The sequence below is a fragment of the Niallia sp. Sow4_A1 genome, from assembly GCF_052116745.1.
GTDB lineage: Bacteria > Bacillota > Bacilli > Bacillales > Cytobacillaceae > Niallia > Niallia hominis.
In genome coordinates this window covers 1-19,324 of sequence record NZ_JBQKKM010000045.1, presented here as the reverse complement: position 1 = coordinate 19,324, position 19,324 = coordinate 1, and the positions used below count along the sequence as shown (strand labels likewise).

15 protein-coding genes are annotated in these 19,324 nt (G+C 35.8%); all 15 read left to right on the top strand.

The features are described from left to right. Window positions 1-5: 5 nt before the first annotated feature. The gene (pglZ, locus tag ACTQ5K_RS20040) at window positions 6-2,564 is read left to right on the top strand and encodes a BREX-1 system phosphatase PglZ type A (protein WP_441994221.1); all 2,559 of its coding nucleotides are present in this window, start codon (window positions 6-8) and stop codon (window positions 2,562-2,564) included. Between the two features lie 30 nt (window positions 2,565-2,594). Beyond that, window positions 2,595-4,640 carry a protease Lon-related BREX system protein BrxL gene (gene brxL, locus ACTQ5K_RS20035; RefSeq protein WP_349204965.1) on the top strand — a complete coding sequence of 682 codons (2,046 nt, stop codon included), beginning with the start codon at window positions 2,595-2,597 and terminating at the stop codon, window positions 4,638-4,640. A 1,512-nt stretch (window positions 4,641-6,152) separates the two neighbouring features. Further along, entirely contained in the window at window positions 6,153-6,893 is a 741-nt protein-coding gene (locus tag ACTQ5K_RS20030) for a helix-turn-helix domain-containing protein (RefSeq protein ID WP_262393540.1), read from the top strand. Window positions 6,894-6,985: 92 nt separating this feature from the next. Beyond that, the gene (locus ACTQ5K_RS20025) at window positions 6,986-8,848 is read left to right on the top strand and encodes a phage/plasmid primase, P4 family (protein WP_349204954.1); all 1,863 of its coding nucleotides are present in this window, start codon (window positions 6,986-6,988) and stop codon (window positions 8,846-8,848) included. Window positions 8,849-8,973: 125 nt separating this feature from the next. Next, a complete protein-coding gene (locus ACTQ5K_RS20020) occupies window positions 8,974-9,393 on the top strand; it encodes a hypothetical protein (RefSeq protein WP_349204955.1) in 420 nt (139 codons plus the stop codon). A gap of 80 nt (window positions 9,394-9,473) precedes the next feature. After that, a complete protein-coding gene (locus tag ACTQ5K_RS20015; RefSeq protein ID WP_349204956.1) occupies window positions 9,474-10,349 on the top strand; it encodes a hypothetical protein in 876 nt (291 codons plus the stop codon). Window positions 10,350-10,564: 215 nt separating this feature from the next. Beyond that, window positions 10,565-11,650 (top strand): four helix bundle protein, encoded by a 1,086-nt coding sequence (locus ACTQ5K_RS20010; RefSeq protein ID WP_349204957.1) that lies wholly within the window; start codon window positions 10,565-10,567, stop codon window positions 11,648-11,650. A gap of 233 nt (window positions 11,651-11,883) precedes the next feature. Further along, window positions 11,884-12,426: a hypothetical protein gene (locus ACTQ5K_RS20005; RefSeq protein ID WP_349204958.1), complete on the top strand. Its 543-nt coding sequence runs from the start codon at window positions 11,884-11,886 to the stop codon at window positions 12,424-12,426. 159 nt (window positions 12,427-12,585) lie between these two features. Then, a complete protein-coding gene (locus tag ACTQ5K_RS20000; protein ID WP_349204959.1) occupies window positions 12,586-13,155 on the top strand; it encodes a tyrosine-type recombinase/integrase in 570 nt (189 codons plus the stop codon). Window positions 13,156-13,278: 123 nt separating this feature from the next. Further along, the gene (locus tag ACTQ5K_RS19995) at window positions 13,279-13,632 is read left to right on the top strand and encodes an AraC family transcriptional regulator (RefSeq protein ID WP_349204960.1); all 354 of its coding nucleotides are present in this window, start codon (window positions 13,279-13,281) and stop codon (window positions 13,630-13,632) included. Next, entirely contained in the window at window positions 13,625-14,470 is an 846-nt protein-coding gene (locus ACTQ5K_RS19990) for a TnsA endonuclease C-terminal domain-containing protein (protein ID WP_349204961.1), read from the top strand. The genes ACTQ5K_RS19995 and ACTQ5K_RS19990 overlap by 8 nt, the downstream gene beginning before the upstream one ends. Beyond that, window positions 14,454-16,580, top strand: a complete 2,127-nt coding sequence (locus ACTQ5K_RS19985; RefSeq protein ID WP_349204962.1) for a Mu transposase C-terminal domain-containing protein — start codon at window positions 14,454-14,456, stop codon at window positions 16,578-16,580. The genes ACTQ5K_RS19990 and ACTQ5K_RS19985 overlap by 17 nt, the downstream gene beginning before the upstream one ends. Continuing rightward, window positions 16,567-18,177, top strand: coding sequence for an ATP-binding protein (locus tag ACTQ5K_RS19980; RefSeq protein ID WP_349204963.1), 1,611 nt, complete (start codon window positions 16,567-16,569; stop codon window positions 18,175-18,177). Before ACTQ5K_RS19985 ends, ACTQ5K_RS19980 begins: the two co-directional genes overlap by 14 nt. Continuing rightward, entirely contained in the window at window positions 18,174-18,482 is a 309-nt protein-coding gene (locus ACTQ5K_RS19975) for a TniQ family protein (protein ID WP_349204964.1), read from the top strand. Before ACTQ5K_RS19980 ends, ACTQ5K_RS19975 begins: the two co-directional genes overlap by 4 nt. Before the next feature lie 173 nt (window positions 18,483-18,655). Further along, the coding region (locus tag ACTQ5K_RS19970) for a UPF0236 family transposase-like protein (RefSeq protein WP_441994220.1) at window positions 18,656-19,324 on the top strand (669 nt) is incomplete at its 3' end.

Genomic DNA, 19,324 nt, shown 5'->3' with positions numbered 1-19,324 from the left:
AAGGAATGAACATAAATCAAATTGAGGCTGCGTTATCAGATATATTCAATGAGCCATTAAAAGATGGGGAACAACGGAAAATAGTGTTCTGGGTAGATAAGGATGATGAGTTCACCGAGGACATTCAACATCTTACCGTTGATAAAGTAAAGTTTCATACACTTACAGATCGTAACCATTTTCAGACGAAATATTTGCTTGAAGAAGAAGATCCAGAGTCTCCATACTTGATTTATACAAATATGGAATTGGGTGTGGAAGACAACTGGTTAGCAGATACAGTTTTTTATTCAAAAACATTCTATGCTGATCGAATATCACTTATTCTAAGTGAGTTGCATATAGACCCATCACTTCGAGCGGTAATCAAAAAGTATGAACGTTTCTTTAATAATAAGGAGCGTTTTAGAAAGTTTTCAGCATTAAATATAGAAACCTATTCAGAGGGAATCATTGAACTTTCTATTATGAGTGTTTTATGTAACGTTAGAACACCCGATTTTGAAGAGGTTCTAAAGGCTGTGCTAATGGATACTCTGGATGACAATGAGAATAAATACCTTTCCCTTCTGGAGAAGTTTTTTGATATTGAAGTGTTCTGGAATTATGTTTCTAATCACTATGGTTATGAACGAGAGAAGAAGAGTCTAAAAACCTTGTTCATCCATCTAGTAGTAACGTCATTCAGTCAATCGGTTGGAGAAGAGAAACTAAATGAGCTTAGTGATTTTATATCCAATCGAAATAAAACGAATGCAGTTGTGTTTATTGACCATTGGATGCACCATAAGACTGACTTTGTGGTATTTGATGAATATGCGGAAATGGCTGGGCAGGAAATCCAACTTTCGAACATAATCAATAAATTGCCAATTGAAGCCTTCAAACAAGCGGATACTTTTCCATATCTCGATCGAGCAATTATCATCTACATAGCTAATGGGTTGGTTACACAGCTTGAGGATTATGAAGAATACACGAAGCTCATTAAATTGAGAAGAGCTAAGCATTACTATGATAAATTTGCTTCCATATATGATGCACTTTACTATACTGTTAAAATTCATGAGTTTTACAAAGAACATCGTCAAGGTATCCCACAAGGACGGGCTATTGATTTGTATCAAGCATATGTAAGTGAATACCATTTAATGGATACATATTACCGTAAGTTTTATGTGGCCTACGATGAAGAAAGTAATCATGATCTATTGAAAAAGTTAAAAGTGCTGGTAGAAAATCTATATACAAACTGGTATATGGGTGAGTTGAGTTCCCATTGGTCCCAAGCGGTTGAGTCCGAAATGACAAAGGACTGGTCATTACCCGGTATCAAAAATCAGCAAGACTTTTATTCTTCATTCATTGATTCTAAAGTTAGAAATGGGGAAAGAGTTTTTGTTATTGTTTCAGATGCTATGCGTTATGAAATAGGCGTTGAGCTGGCCGATCGTCTTAATACAGAGACAATGGGTGTTTGTGATGTTGAAACATTACTTGGAGTAGTGCCTTCTATTACAAAACTTGGAATGCCATCACTCCTACCACACAAAGAAATTGACATAGATTCAAATGCCAGGGTATTTGTTGATGGAAAAGATTCTTCTGGTTTGGAAAATCGGAAAAAGATTATTGAATCTAAAGTGGCTGAAAGCATTGCTGTTCATTTTCAAGATGTACTAGCAATGAATAAAGCAGGAAGAAGAGAAACCTTTAGGGGTAAAAAGCTCATATACATCTATCACGATACGATTGATGCAATGGGAGATAAGGCATCAACAGAAGTCTATACATTTAATGCAGTAGAAACTTCATTAAATCAATTGTATGACTTAGTTAAAATAATTCGGGATGATTTAAGTGGAACAAATGTTTATATTACGGCTGATCACGGTTTCTTATACCAAAGGGATGAATTAGAAGAAAGTGATAAGATTGGACAAGATGCAGGTAGTAGTATTGAAGTTAAACGTCGCTATATACTTTCAAAAGAGCAGCGTGATGTGTCAGGACAATTGGCTATCAATCTGTCATCTGTTATAAGGAATGAGCAGCAATTAACAGCGTATTTGCCAAAGGCAACGCTCAGATACAAAATGCAAGGATCCGGTATTAATTTTGTTCATGGTGGTGCAAGTCTTCAAGAGATTGTCGTCCCACTATTAACGTTTAAAAACAAACGTACAGGGCAAAAAGGTGCTAAGGCCATTAAAAAAGTAGATATTAAACTTACGAATACTACTCGTAAGATAACCAATAGCATTTTTAATCTTGAGTTTTTCCAAACCGAAAAGGTGGAAGACAAGACAACTCCTCGAACTGTTGTCATCTATATGGCGGATGAGGGAGGAGCTGTAATTTCTAACGAGGAAACGATTATTGGAGACCGTCCGTTTGATAATCCTGCTGATCGTACGTTCAAAATAAGGTTTGTATTGAAGAACATTTCTTATGATAGAAATAAAACGTATTACCTGACTATTAGGGATACAGAGACAAGTGTTGTAGTGGAGAAAATACCGTTTAACATCAATTTGGGGATTATCAGTGATTTCGACTTTTAAGAGGGAGGGGGACCGTGAGTGGAAGAAAATATGAATAAAGGATTAACTGTTGATTTAGATAAAAAACTGAATGACGTTTTTGCTGGAAGAGTTGTACGTAAAGATTTAACCAATCTTATTAAAGAGGGAGCAAACGTCCCTATTTACGTACTCGAGTATTTACTCGGAATGTATGCTGCAACTGATGATGAAGACAGTATTCGTGAAGGGCTAGAGCGAGTGAAGAAGATTCTTTCCGAAAATTTCGTTCGTCCTGATGAGGCAGAGAAGATTAAATCACGTATAAGGGAATATGGTCAATACTCTGTTATAGATAAGGTAACAGTGGCGTTAAATCCGAAGATTGATACTTACGAAGCCGAGTTCTCCAACCTAGGATTAAAAGGTGTTCCTATTTCATCCATGTATGTGAAAGAGTTTGATAAGCTCCTTGTCGGGGGCATATGGTGCATGGTTAAAATTGATTATTTTTATGACGAAGAAGTGCGGAATTCTAATCCTTTTAATGTTAGTAGCTTACAGCCGATTCAAATGCCAAATATGGATATGAACGAGGTTTTTGAGGGGAGAAAGAGCTTTACAAAAGACGAATGGATTGATGTATTAATACGCTCAGTAGGAATGGAACCCACCCAACTAGAAGAGCGGGTGAAGTGGCATTTGTTGCTACGTTTGGTTCCCCTTGTAGAAAACAACTACAATATGTGTGAACTCGGGCCACGTGGTACCGGGAAATCGCATGTCTATAAGGAACTATCACCGAATTCAATTCTGGTTTCGGGTGGACAAACAACCGTAGCAAATCTTTTCTATAATATGTCTACGAGAAAAGTAGGACTTGTAGGGATGTGGGACTGTGTTACTTTTGACGAGGTAGCTGGTATTCGTTTTAAAGACAAAGACGGCATTCAAATCATGAAGGACTATATGGCATCAGGTTCGTTTGCTAGAGGTAAAGAAGAGAAGAATGCCTCTGCTGCTATGGTATTTGTCGGCAATATCAATCAAAGCGTGGACACATTAATTAAAACATCACACTTGTTTGCACCATTCCCTGAAGAGATGGCAAATGATTCGGCATTCTTTGATCGGATGCACTATTATCTTCCTGGCTGGGAGATTCCAAAGATGCGTCCAGATCTTATTACCGAAAAATATGGCTTCATAGTGGATTACATTGCTGAGTTTTTCCGTGAAATGCGGAAACGTACATTCAGTGATGCGATTGATCGCTATTTTAAACTTGGAAACAACCTAAACCAACGTGATACAAATGCAATCAGAAAAACGGTTTCTGGTATGTTAAAGCTCCTTTATCCTCATGGCGAATTTACTAAGGAAGAAGTCAGCGAGGTCTTGGAATACGCTCTTGAAGGTCGCCGTAGGGTTAAAGAACAGTTGAAGAAGATTGGCGGTATGGAGTTCTACGATGTAATGTTCTCTTATATTGATAAGGAAACACTCGAAGAACATTATGTGTCAGTTCCAGAGCAAGGTGGAGGCAAATTAATACCAGAAGGTATGGGTAAGCCGGGGCATGTTTATGTTGCTGGACATAGTCATTCTGGCATGATTGGTATCTATAAGCTCGAAAATCAAGTAGTTAGTGGAACAGGTAAATTTGATAAATCAGGTGTCGGTTCCAACCGTGAAGCAAAAGAAAGCCTTGATACAGCTTTTCGTTTCTTTACGGCTAATAGCAAAAGCATTAGTAATACCATTAGCACCAAAACAAAAGACTATCTCATGCACATAAGTGATTTACAAGGTATTGGTTTGACGGATGAACTGGCCGTTGCTGAATTAATTGGCCTTTGCTCAGGTGCATTAGGAAAGCCAACACAGGAAAGTTTGGTCGTCATAGGCAACATGACTGTCGGTGGCACTATTTCCAAAGTGGAGGAATTTGCAAACACTTTACAAGTATGCGTAGATGCAGGTGCTAAAAAAGTATTAATACCTGCAGCATCGGTTATGGACTTGCAGACAGTTCCACCAGATCTATTGGTAAAAGTGCAGCCAGTGTTTTATTCCGATCCAATAGATGCTGTGTTTAAGGCTTTAGGGGTTAGCTGAATAGAGTATTTATATAAGAAGGAGTCGGTCAATCCGATTCCTTTTTGTGCATTTACAATCACTTTTAATGAGCATGTCTAATGGATACTTCTTAGATGGCTCCAAAATGGTTGCATTCTTTGTATATCTAGGTAGCAATTATCAACCTTGAGAAAAAGTTCGCCCTTGACGGTAAAAACAAAGTTATTTACTCAAGGGGGAGGCATTGCTTACATTAACTGAAATGCTTCATTCAACTGCCTTTTTAGATGGTGCGAGTGAAACGAGTGCATTTGACTCATTATATTTTTACTAAAATACGTGATCTCTCTTTGTGTGTTTTCCTTTTGTGGATCCTTTTATAAAACCCTGAATGGAGTTTTTTACTAATTAGGTAATCAGTCTTACGTAAAAAGGGAAAAAGACCCCCTTGATGTCAAAAACACGATATACACATAGTTGGGTGATCGCTTATTCATCCAAAGAATTTTTTAACAGATTAATTAAAAAGGGTAGACACTTTCTTTGTACGAGTGAAACGAGCATATAAAGGCAATTCCCTTTTATTCTTATATCATGCAAACCTTAATAGGTTTAAGGCTATTTATTGCTTTAGTGAACAGAAAAAAAAAGAATCTAAATCAACTATGATTGCTTCTTATATATGGAAATCTTTATTGTATGAAGCATTTATCAAATAAACGAGTATAACGAGTAAAGATTTATAAAAGTAATAACATATTCTTAGATAAGTGTACATTACTCAAGTGAATTTATATTCATTATTAGAATGTATAAATGTAAATAGATTAATTGCACTCGTTTTACTCGTAAGATATATAAACCTTAAAACATTGATTAATGAGTTTTTAATATCAATTATGGTAGCTCATGATGAATGAACAAATTACATATTAAAGTGCACTATAAGGATAAAGCTAAAATGAACATATACACTCGTTCCACTCATATGAGGTAAGAAGATCTTCATTCAATGCAAATGAGTCATGGGAAAAGGGTATCTTAATCACAGTCAAGGGTACATGTTTTAGAATGTGAATGAAGGTTATTAAAAATCATTTTAATAGATAAAGTGAACCAATCTACTCGTTTCACTCGTCTACGATAGAGAATGTACCCAATATAGTAGTTAGACAGTGTTAATTAATATAGATTAGGTGACTTTATGTTATCTAGGCAAGAAAAAAGAATAGGGGTAGAACATTAAAAATTTTGTTAGGTAGCAAATCGGTAGTAAAATAAGATTACGGCTCATTAAAAGCATTAAATGGAACCTTTCTTCAATGTAGCATACCAAAACCTATTCAAATGAAGAGGATGTTATCATGTTGCAGTAAGAAAGCAAAGTAACAAGTGCCTCCCTCAGCGTTAGATAAAAAAGCCCCTTGTTTACCATGACTAATGGGTCAGAAAAAAATAAAATCTACTCGAACATAAAACATGTTGACATTAGGCAATATAAGAGTATAATAAAATCATGGACAGGCAATAAAGTTCTAAGGAGGTGAATAATTGGAAGAAAACAAAGTACCTGGATTTGGACAACTTATTCTAAAGAAAAGGAAATCTAAGGACTGGTCCCTAGCAACGTTAGCTAATCAGTCAGAAAAGTATGGACATCGCCTCAGCGAAAGTTACCTCAATAGGTTGGAGCGTGGTGAACGGACAGAGCCAAGTATTAACATAGTCATGGTTCTCATACAGGCGTTGGGGCTTTCTTTAAAGGAAGTTTTTGAAAGCCTTGAAATGGGATACATATACGACAAGGCAATACATGGTGACACGGATACGGCATTTGTTCTCCCTCATGATCTGAACAAACTCAATCTTGTGGTTGCAACGGAAAAGGATGATATTTCTATGTCCGATGAACAAAAGCAGTTAATTGGCAAGATGATCGTCGATTTATATGAAATCACACTTCATGGCGAACCAAGTTATTTTGAAAACAAGGCAGCAGGATACGTACTAAGTTTAGGTGGACTTCTGGAAAAAGAGCTATACTTAATTGAACTAGAGGATCAAGGATTCAAGCTATTCTTCGATGTCAGAGTAATGGTTAGCAAGTATAACCTCCTAAAAGGTGATATTAAATCATCACTGGACAACATCAATATAAAAGCATTGCATAATACCGAAATGTCTATCCCTTTGCCAATTATAGGTGAATATTGGGCTACAACAAGGGAAAATGACAGAATAATAATAGTAGACAAAGTATCAGAAACGTTGAAACCTTATATAAAACCTTAGTAATGGGGGAAACCCCATTATAATTTCATCATTATATTGCCTAATGGCAACGGATGTGGTGATGAACTACACAATATAAGGAGGAATACCATATGCTTAAAGAAGAAAAGAAATTGAATCATGGACTAATAAAGGAATTAAGAGAGGCTCCAATTTTTGTTTGCACAAAAAGGGAGCAGATAGGGAAGGAGTATGTAACGACTGCTTGGGATCCAACAACTGATGAACCAGTAGATGCAAATGATCCATCTAACCAGATGGCTTTTGAGAAAGCACTTGAACTGAAGGAAAATGCTCCGAAATACGCAAATGCAGGAATTGGCCTTGTTTTAAAAAAGGGGGATTCCTACATTTCAATAGAGATTCAAGATGCAATGTCTGATGGAGAATTAAGTGAAGTAGCAAGGGAAACCGTTGACACGCTTGATGGTGAGTTCTACGGGGAAATTGTTGGAACGTCTTTGACTATGATAGTAAAAGGGATCTCTTTAGGAAATCAGCATTTCAAAAATATCAAGGTAAACTACTTTGATAGAGATCATATTGTTCCATTAAAAGGAATAGCAACTTGGAAACCTGAATCTCCTTGGACTGAATCAAAAGGCTTAGAAAGAATTAGAGAATTTCATTTCAAAAAGAACTGTCAGGTAGATGAAACCTCTAGCCAACTGCCAGAACATTATGTAAAAACACCCAGAGGCCTACGGCTGTTGCCTAATGTTCTTGCATCAACACTACTGAAACAAAAAGACTACCTTATGTGTAATACATTGATTTATGCGAGGAAAAAAGGTGAGGGCATATTTCAGAAGGTTGGTAATAACGAAATCAAACGTGAAATTCTGGATTATCTTTCACCAAAGTATTTGACAAATAAGGATGTATCGGAAACTGAAAGTCTGTTTTCAATGCGAATTCCAATAGATAATGAGCTAACAGATTCTAAACGTATGAAAGACAAGATGAATTTCAAAAACGGCGTTTATGACATAAAGTCAAATACGTTTGGACCTTATGCTCAAAACTACAAAACTGCGTTTCAATTAAATGTTGAGTACCAGATGGGTGCACAGTGTCCAAGATTTAAGGAATATATAGCATCATCACTAACGAAAAAAGATGCTAAAACTATACAGGAAATGATGGGCTACTTGCTAACAACTGAAGTGAAGGCGGAAAAAGCCTTTATATTGTATGGTCCTGGTAATACAGGCAAATCAACTTTAATTGAAATCATTGAGAAAATTATTGGTAAGGATTATGTCTCCAATGTTCCTTTTCAAGATTTAGGGACAAGATTCCATACAGTAAAATTGTTTGGAAAGTTACTGAATTCCTACGCCGATCTTCCTCAAGGAAACATCAAAGACACAGGTGTATTTAAGGCATTAGTTTCTGGAGATAGCATGTATGCAGACGATAAGTATGAAAAAGGATTTGACTTTAACAATACTGCCCGTCTTCTCTTTGCCGCAAACAAATTACCCTCGAATTATGTTGATCACACCTCTGGGTTTTACAGAAGATTAACTCTAATCCCCTTCCAAAATATTGTTTCCAGTGAAAATATTGAACGAAATTTAAAAGAAGAATTGCTTAAAGAACGTGAAGGCATTGTTCAGTGGGCTTTAATTGGATTGAAACGGTTAATTGAAAATAATTATGTGTTCACTGTAAGCGAAGCAGCAAACAACTTGATGAAGGAATACAAGAAAGGAAATAACAGTGTTCTTTGGTTTTCGGATGAATATTGCACGGTATCTCCAACGTCAAATGAATCAGGAAAGAGACTTTACGATGAATATAAAAAGGAATGTTTAGATGCCAAAGTATCACCGGTCCCCCAACGTGAATTTTATTCACAATTGGTAAGTCTATTTGCTGATGAAGGTGTTGCAAAACGTCAAGGATCACAAACTAGAGCCGTTGAGTTTGTCGGAATCAAATTAAAGTAAAATTGATGTCCCTCTTAGTGGGGCTAACAACCTATCAGGTAAAACATTCAAATGAGTAAGGGAATTGAGGAGAGTCGTAATATTTCTCTCCTCTAGTTACCTTAGAACAAAAGGAGACTTGATTTATGTACAAGAGTTATGCAATTGAGATACCAAAGGGCAGCAAGTGTCACTTTGCATCAGAAGAAGTTGAACTTATGAACAGTATCTTAGACTTTGAGCCAATCTACAAATATGCAATTGGAAAAAATAATGAATGCTTTAACGCTAAAGTCTATGCGAATGATGAAGGTAAACCACTTCTAGGCTACCTAGTTCACTATTCAATAGAAGATTGTCGGGCAGGAATTGATGGTAGTAATACGCAAATGAAAGAAATTTATCTGTTACCTGAAGGGAGGTTTGTTAAATTTTACACCTTAATGGAAGATAATCTTGTTGAAGATGGCCAGCATAATAGATTAAATCGCATTCTTTTGGTAGACCAAGGTTTAACTGATGGGGAAATAGAAGCTATTTTTGATCATCTATCAGGGAAATTCTAAATTATATCCACTAAGAATATCTTAGGAGATTCACCGCAATTGATTACAACAAAAAACAAAGAAAAGGGAGTAGATTTATAATGACAATTTCAAGAGAATTCCATCCATATCGTTCTGCATTTATCCAAGAAAGAATGATGGTAATGAGTGAGTTGGCTAAAAGTGAAAAGGCCTCAAAATTGCAGAAAAAGAAGTACGACGCTTCAGCAATTTTTGATAACATAAAAAATCATGATGAGTTTGAAAAGGCAGTAGTGGAGAATAATTTATTTCCGATGATATTTGCAATTTTAAAAGATATAAAGGAAGAGACGCTTTTTCCATGTGTAATATTTGATGGAAACGAAGCATGGATTGGAAAGGATGCCGCAGGAAACTACAAATACTTCACAGGTCAACCTTTTGATGAAGCAGTTGCTTATTCAATTTTTGATTTGCTGCTTTGCTTTCCGCAAGTACAAGGAAAAGGATATACACAGCAACGACAGTTCGTAAGAGATGAGCTGATCAATTTACTGAATGTGTCTTATGGTGATGTCGATTGGGAGCGAAAGGAGAAGGAGAAATACATTGAAAATGTGCGTATTCTTGCCTTGTTTAAAAACCAAGATTTTCAAGCGAAGTATCCAAATCTATTTAAAAAAATTAAGTCCTATGTAGATGTACTTGAAAGTATGCTAATTCATGGTCAAAAGTTCATTGATATAGGGAAAAGAAGTGATAAGAATAACGCTATCTTCTCAATGTATGCAAGTCAAAGTAAAGTATCTTCTGCAAGATTCAGTAGTGCTGTAAAGAGATTTAGGGAGTTAGGATTACTTTTTGCCGAAAAAAGAAAAGTTACCTATTTCGATAAGCGTACTCGATCAAAATGCCTGACCGAAACAACATTATACTCATTTCCACTTTACTCGGAGTCATTCTTCAATGAAATAGAAAGAATACTGAAAAAGTAACAAGGCACGTAAACAATAAAGTGCCATCCATCTCCACTCGTACTCCCTCATTTGAGCTTAACTCAAAAAGCTGAGAACCCCACCTTAACATAGAATCCAATAGTCAAACAGGATAGAAACAAGAGGGGTAGTTGTATCTGGTGAAAGAAACTAGGATATTTTAGATATTTCACTTTATCCTCTCTTGTCGATTAAAAAAATGGAGTTGATGAAAATTGAACAATATAGTAGAACAAATCCAGAAATCGTATCAGGCAGAGAGGATACGAGTTTCCTATTGTGTCTTTGATATTGGAACTTATTTGAAGGACCTTGCTGAGAAAGGGTTAATCTGGGTTCTTAAAGATCAGAAAAATATTTCTGACCCTGAGAAAATACTGATTGAGCATTATTTGAATGAGTATAGAGCCAATCAGATTTACGACAACCTCGAAGAATTCCTCAATATTCAATCCCCCAAGAATCTTTCCGCAGCAATTTCACGTAAACCCTCACAATCAACAACACCCTCAAAAGAAAAGCAAACTAAGAAACGACAGCATCTTGAAGTAAGGGATGTAAAGCAATTCATTGGTTATAAAAAGGCTAAGGAGCTAGAAAAAAAGATAATTGAACTATGTCAGAACTTTCCTTCATACGAAGTTGATCACATTGTAAACCAGATAGAAAGAAGTGCCTGTTCAATTAAAGACAGCATTGAAATGGGAGAGCAAATTTATGTAGGGGAGAAGTTTAACCAATACAGTATTGCAATAGGATCAGCAAAAGAAACCACGGCATGGCTCCAAATGTCATTAGGGCAGAAATATATAACCCAAGTTCAATTCGATGAGTTAGATAACTTAACAACCCAAGTGGTACGCATTCTGACAAAAAACCTGTCCAATATAAAAGAGAAAGAGGGAAAGGGAATGGATTTACCAAATCCCTTTACACCAAACGTTAAAAACTTTGGGGCCTATAATAATGCTCTGCTATTGGTTGAAAAGATTTACGAGATTACAAGAAAACCAGAATTCTGGAAGGAAAAGAATCTTGTGAAGAAAATGAGGAAACGAGCAACTTCAAGCGTTGCTAACATTGCTGAGGGACATCAATTATATATTCCTAAAAAGTTTCGTTTCTTTAATGATTCTATGAAGGCGTTGGATGGCCTTGATAGTTCGTTGGAAACATCCTTAATCAAAGGGATTGTACCGGAGAAGGAACTAAAAGAGATTGATGACTTGAGGATTTCTATACGGAATGTGCTTTCGACGAAAATGGCAAACATTAGTGATGGAAAGGGAGCTAGCATTTGAAAGGATAAGGAGATATTATGCTCTTTATCCTTCCTTTTTTGGAATGGATAATATTATGGGGCAATTTTAAGTAGCTTAATTTGAATTGAACGGGACTAAGAACGCATTTTTATGATAAGGAATTTTTACTTTGTATACATAACATGGAAGTTGATAATCTTTTAATACTATAAGATAGTATAGTGTTTATAATAGTATCAATATAATTTTTAATAAAGGGGAAATTCATTTCTATGGAAAACATTAAGAAAGAATTGGTTGATTTCAGTCATGGAAATAATTACAAGAATCTTGATGCGTTTTTGGCAGAACTATTTGGAGTTTTTGGTTTTGGGGGTTACGAATTATCAAAGGAAACTTTGAACCAAATTAAGGAAGAAGTAGAGAGAGTAATCATACTTAGGGAAGAGGGTTTGTTGAAGGAAAAATTACAGCAGGATTCAGCATATCTAACCCGCATAGAATTACATCTCCAAAACTTGTGGTATAGCATTCAAGATTTACAAGCAAAGAATAATAAGAGTGAAAAAAACATTAAGTATTTTATTCCTTCGATAATGGATTCATATTCTTTATACAATATGAGAAGGAGGATACTGATGGATTTAACAAATTCATTTGAATTAGTTCAAAATATTTTAAATAGTGGGGAACTTTCTGACAAGGAAAAACTTAGTCACATTGAGTTTGTAAGCAAAAGGATTAATCAAAATTTAAGTGAGGATTATAAAGAACAATCATTAAATTTAGTACAAAAGAGTCAGGGAACTGAGTAATTTTCAATTGTTCTTTACTTTACAAAACCCTGTTTTGTAAACAAGGAAATCCTATAAAATCGGCATTTTTATTTTCGGATTTTGCCTCTAGGCTGTTGAATCTTACTCAAATAGCGTTATACAATGATTATGTAAGATTCAAACAGGGGGTGAACAAAATTGAAAGTTGTTCAACCGATTAGGGATCTAAAACAACTTGAAGCTGTAAAAGGATACCTTCGAGGGAAAAACAAAAGAGACTATTTACTTTTTATGGTTGGTATTTCATCAGCTTTAAGAATTTCTGACATTTTGATGTTGAAAGTGAATCAAGTATGGGATGGTAGGAAGCCAACAGAATTTATTGAAGTGAACGAAAAGAAAACAGGTAAATATAAGCGGTTTCCGATTACACCAAATTTAGCGAAGAGTATTAAAGAGTTTATGAGGGACTTTCCTGATAAGAAACAAGATGACTTTCTTTTTACCAGTAGAAAGGGAACAAATCAACCTATTACAAGGCAGTATGCTGCGTCAATGTTGAATGAAGCCTGTGATATGGTAGGAATAAAGGAAAGATTTGGAACACACGGCATGAGGAAAACTTGGGGCTTCTTTGCTTTTAAGAAAGGAATATCTCTTGATTACATATGTATAGCCCTGAATCATAGATCCGTTGCGGAAACTAAAAGGTATCTTGGTATATTGCAAGAAGATCTTGACGAACTGTACTTACAGGTTAACTTATAAAAAAATATAGAAAAGTAGAGGCATTTGTTGCTGACTTTGTTATTTCGGATAAAAAAAACAATCCGGATTGCCAAAAGTCAAACGACAAATGCCTTTTCCTATTTAAAGGGGGCTAACAATAAAATGGACAAAGTTAATGCCGTCATTCAATACATTGAACAGCATTATCATGACGAGATTTGCAATGCACGTGTAGAAACACTTACAGGTTGTTCTTTTAGTGATTTTTCGGATGAATTTCAAAAGGTAACTGGACTACAGTTCTTACGTTATTTAATTCGTAGGCAATTAACTTTAATAAAAGAGGAATTATGTCGCACTAAAGAATCGCAGGTAGAAAATTATTCTCCATTTAATAGTTGGGATGAGTTTTCTAATCTTTTTCGTTGTGAATTCAAAATAACTGTTGATTCAGCCATTGCAAATAAGCACATTATTCTACAAGAAAGAGAGAATAGGGGAATATCAGATGATTAGAGAATGGAATGAAACAACCATTAATAGATTTCTAAAAGAAAAACGTGGGCAAGGAACAGGAAAAGACTATAAGCCTTGGCTACTCGTACAAGATATAGCTTCAAAAGGGCGATCCACTCGTATATTTGGTCATACGACTCAAAGGGTGCATCATATGTTAAGTGATTTGCAGTTATATTACTTCTATTTATTGGAGTTTGACGACAATGTTACTGACATAAGGGAGCAGTACCCTTTACTAGATTTCCACGACATGAATATTCAAGTGGATGAGGAGCTTACAAAGAAACTATTTGATTCGAAGACACAAGTACCACATATCTTTACGATTTCCTTTTTGGTAACAAGGAAGCGGGAAAATGGTGAGCATTATTATCAAGCCAGAATAATTAAGCAATCGCAAGAGCTAGAGAAAAATGCTACCTTGCAAAGATTGGAACTACAAAGAAGGTATTTTGAAAAGAAAGGGATTGATTTTGGGATTGTTACAGAAAAAGAAATCAATAAACAACTGGCACGAAATATTGGATGGGCATTGAACTCCTATGATATTCAGGATTACCCATCACTTACAATGAATTTGCCCCACTTGAAAAGAGATATGGTTCAGTATTTGTCAAATAAATCCGATACGTTCCAAGGGATCTTTTCTCGATTGGAAAGAGAATACAGCTTAGATGAAGGATTAGGATTAATCTTGTTTAAACATCTGATTGCCAATAAAAAGGTAAGCATGGATTTAAGCAAGAAAATTTATTTGACTTCTAATATTGAAAATTATCATGTTGAGGTCATTGGTGAAAATGGTGGTGATGTAAGATATGCAGTTGGTAATTAATGATTTATTACAAAGCACTGAAAACCCCGAATTCATTCAAAGGGTAGTCTGGGTCGATAATGAGCATCAACTCTGTTTTCTGGTCAATATCCGTGAATCATCATTTCCATACAGTGAGGAAATACACAATATAGAAGCCTCCTTAAAAAGAAGTGAGATTACCAAGGTTGAAACTGATCCATGGGCTATCAGTGTGAATGAAGAGGATTTATCTGAATTGGAAATTGAAAAACGTGATAAAGCATGGAAGGTAATAAACCAAATCTATTTAATCCCTGATATTTTTATTCCGAAACGTAGATCAGAGTTAATCAAAATGGCTAGTAAGGGTTTTTCTCTAAGTACAAAGACAGTTCGACAATATTTAAAACGATATTGGGTAAGAGGAATGGTAAAGAATGCACTCTTACCTGACTTTAATAATTGCGGGAAACAGCGGGGGAAGGAGCGTCAATACACAAAAAAGGCAGGAAGACCATATGCCTATTCCTCCACTATTCAGAGAGCAGCAATCACTGATGAATGGAAGAAAATCATTAGAATAAGCCTAGAAAAATACTACTTTATTCGTTCAAAGCCATCATTAAAATATGCTTATCAACAAATGGTAAAGGAGTATTTCTCCAAAGAGGATGGAAAATCGGGCTATAAAGTATTGGATGTAGATAAGCCGATTATTTCGTATGACCAATTTTACTATTGGTATCGCAAGTGGTATAAGCCGGAAGATGCGATTCATAAAAGAGAGGGAAGAAGAGAATTTTTACAAAACTATCGAGCTATAACTGGTTCAGCTACAGATGATTCTATGGGGATCGGTACATATGCTATTGATGCAACCATTGGTGATATATATTTAGTTTCCTCACTAGATAGAAATACAGTAATCGGCCGTCCAGTGATATATCTGTGTGTCGATATTTTTTCCCGTGCTATCGTCGGCATCGGAGTGGGGATTGAGAATATGTCTGGGCACTCTCTGAGAATTGCACTAGCAAATACCTTGGAAAGTAAAAGGGATTTTTGTGAAAGGACACTCGATATGGAGATTGGCGATGAGGAGTGGCCTATACACTATATTCCACATACCATTTTGGCTGATCGTGGAAGTGAACTAATATCTGATGAATTAACACAAGTAGTAGAAAATCTAAATGTTAGGATGCAGAACACAGGCTCATATAGACCTGAGCTAAAATCGGTTTGCGAAAAATATTTTCATATCGTTCAGCAACATATAAGCCCGTTCCTTCCAGGAGCCATCCAGAAAGATTATATGAAACGAGGTGGCCAAGATTACAGAAAAAAGGCAGTTCTTAACCTCAATGAATACACTCAAATCTTGGTTCGCTGCATTCTCTTTTACAACAATCATAACTTTCTTTTGGACTATCCTTTAACACAAAATATGATAGATGAAAAGGTTCGGCCTATTCCAATTGAGATTTTCAAATGGGGGTTATATAAAGGAAACGGACAGCTAAGGACAATGTCTTTAGATGCAATTCGAAGTAACATTTATCCAAAATCCCAAGCAACAGTAACACCCAAGGGCATTCATTTTGGCAAACTTTATTACACATGCTCTAAAGCTGTAAAAGAGCGGTGGTTTTCTAATGCCCGAATTCAGGGGAATTGGAAAATGGAAGTATATTATGATCCTCAAAGTGTAGCAACTATTTACATTAGGATAGATAGGCAAAACTATGAAGTCTGTTCTTTAATCGAGCAATACGAAATGTATCGAAATGCAAAAGAGGAAGAGCTTGTTAGCTTAAAGGAGAACCTACGACAACAAAAAGCAGAATATGAAGAATCTCAAATGAATGGAGCCATCCGGTTAGCTCAGGATATTGAATCAATCGTTAAACAGGCGAAGGAGAAAACAAAAGACCAATCTCTTAATGGTGAGGTTCCTAAAGATATAAAGAACATTAGAGAAAATCGAGAAAAAGAGAGAGAGGTATTGAAAAGGGAACAACAAACCGCAATAGATCCAAAAAACATTGGAAAGCAATTGAACAAAGTAAATCATGATATTGATTCGGTAAAAGTGCTAGATATTTTCCGTAAAAAACAAAAGGAAGTGCTTCGTGATGAAGATAATTGAATTAGTTAATGGAACCAAAGCTCAAGTTGCAGAGTATAGGCAACAGGAAATAATGGAGTATCAGGGCAATCCTCTTATAGAGGCATTGCCTCCAATTTATTCTCAGGAGGAAGTCATTGATCGTTTAAGCATGTATCCTCCTTATAATAAGGAAGAAAGATTTTTGAATGACCATCAGAGAGTTCATTTGATCTCAAGATTGTTACAATATTTTCAAGCCACACCGATCCATCTAAGAATTGAGTCATCAATTTCAAGATTAATTAGAACAGGTTATACTTATCGAAATCCTGTAAGCTCTACTTATGCACAGAGTTTTGTGGATAATTGGAATAATATACAGAATAAATCTTTTGATAAGTCTATTATCCAGACAGGACAAACATTGAGTATTTTAGGGGTATCTGGTGTAGGAAAAACACGAACATTACAGCGGATTTTGCAGACTATTCCGCAGGTGATTTCCCATGTTACATATAAAGGGAAGGCCTTAAACCACTATCAAGTAACCTATTTAAAAATCGAGACCCCTTTTGATGGTTCCGTGAAAACCATTATTTACGATTTTATGTATCAAGTAGATCTACTTCTGGGCTCAAACTATTTTAATAGATATGTGAACAGTCATTTGTCAACAAGTCAGCTAATGCCTATCATGGCTCAGATCGCTAAAAGTATAAACCTTGGAATGCTGTTCTTGGACGAGTTACAACATTTGAAAGGTATAAAGAATTCTAGGTCATCACAGATACTAAACTTTTTTACAGCGTTAATCAATACGATAAATATCCCTCTTATTATGGTCGGAACCCCGAAGGCAATGGATGTTTTGCAATCACAGTTTAGACAAGCAAGAAGAAGCACTAATATGGGGAACATCATGTGGGATCGCTTTGAAAATGATGCTATTTGGGACTTATTTATTAGTGGTATGTGGAAATACCAGTGGACAAAAGAGGAGATTCCTATTACAGAGGAAATATCTTCAATCCTATATTATGAGTCCCAAGGAATCGCTGACATCGCAATTAAGCTCTATATGATGGTGCAGCTACGTGCGATTAGTAGTGGTAAGGAAAAGATTACTTCTACGTTAATAAAACAAGTGGCTCAGGAAGAACTAAAGATGGTTCAGCCGATGCTAAATACTTTAAAAATTGAAGATTATAGCAAACTAGCAAAATATGACGACTTAATGCTACCAAATATTGAGGACTATATTGAACAAGAACGGATTATTGTTGATCAAAAACAGGTAATGAACTCACTCCAAGAAGGAGCCAAACGGAAAAATGAGGAAGTAAAATTAATTGATGATGCTGTTTTCCGTTTAGGGATGATAGGTTTTAAAAATGATGCTGCTGTTAAGGCAGTACAAAAAGTGATTTCTGAGAACAATCAAATAAGAGATATATCACAAGTCGTAAAAGATGCTTTTCTTCTATTAAACAATAATGAAAAAAGTACGGATAAAATAATAAGTAACGACCTGAGAACCATTATAAAAAAAGGGAAAGAACAACAAATAACTGTTTATCAAGCATTACTAGATGCTGGAGTAATTAAGCAGGATTACCCTGAGCGTGATGTTTCATGATTATACAATTCCCAACCCCGTATCCAGATGAACTTTTATATAGTGTTATTTCTCGTTATCACGTTCGAGCAGGTAATGTCTTTTGGAAACACACATTAGAAGACTTATTCGGAAAGAGGACGATAAGTGCTTCGGTATTTTTGCCATCGGGAATTGGTTCTCTTGTTCAGCATTTACCAAAAAACACGACATTGAATGAACAGATATTTATAGAGAAACATACAATGTATCCTTTTTATACAGTGTTCTTGCCAACAGAAAAGGCTCAATCAATTTATGAGTCTATGACAAGTGAGTATGAGTAAAATGTTTGTGGGAGAATAAATATCCTTTTTGTCTAGTTGGGGGACGCGTCCTCCAACTAGACAAAAAGGCCACCAAGCGAGAGCGCGGTAGCTGGAAAAAATTAAGCATTAAAAAAGAGAGCTTCCTTTTGTAAAGTAGAATTTGGCGAAAACTACGAAAAGGAGAGGCTCTCATGAATCAATGTAACACAAAAATGCCATCATTAAAAGAATTGGAAAAAACTTTATTTCGAACACTACAAATGACGTTTCAAGAAATCCTTGTTCAAACATTAGAAAATTGGGATCAAGAGATTGCCCAGCAACGAGACAAAAGAAGATTTGCTTTACGTGATAAACGAGAAATACGAGTAGATACAGCGTTTGGAGCTGTGGAGCTGAAGCGTAATTATTATTTCGATCGTGTGACCAAAAAATATATTTGTCTATTAGATCACTATTTACAGTTTCAGGGGAATAAGGGATTTAGTCCACTACTAGAAGAATGGGGGTTAGAACTAGCGACGAATGGCTCCTCCTATCGAAAGGCGGTGGAAACGTTCGAACAATTTTTAGGCTATTCGGCGATGAGCCATGAAGCATTACGGCAACATCTTCTTCAAACAAACGTACTTCCCGCTAAGGAAAAACGCCCTTTTCAAAAGGTATTGTTCGTCGAAGTAGATGGATTATATGTGAAGAGCCAAGAAAAGAAAAAGCGTGGATGGGAGTTGAAATTCGCCGCTGTACATGAGGGATGGAAAGAAAACGGAAAGCGAGTCAGACTCCGAAATAAAAGGCATTTTCTCTATGAAGGAAAAGAACCCTTTTGGGAAGCCTTTGAAACGTTCTTACAGAATCAT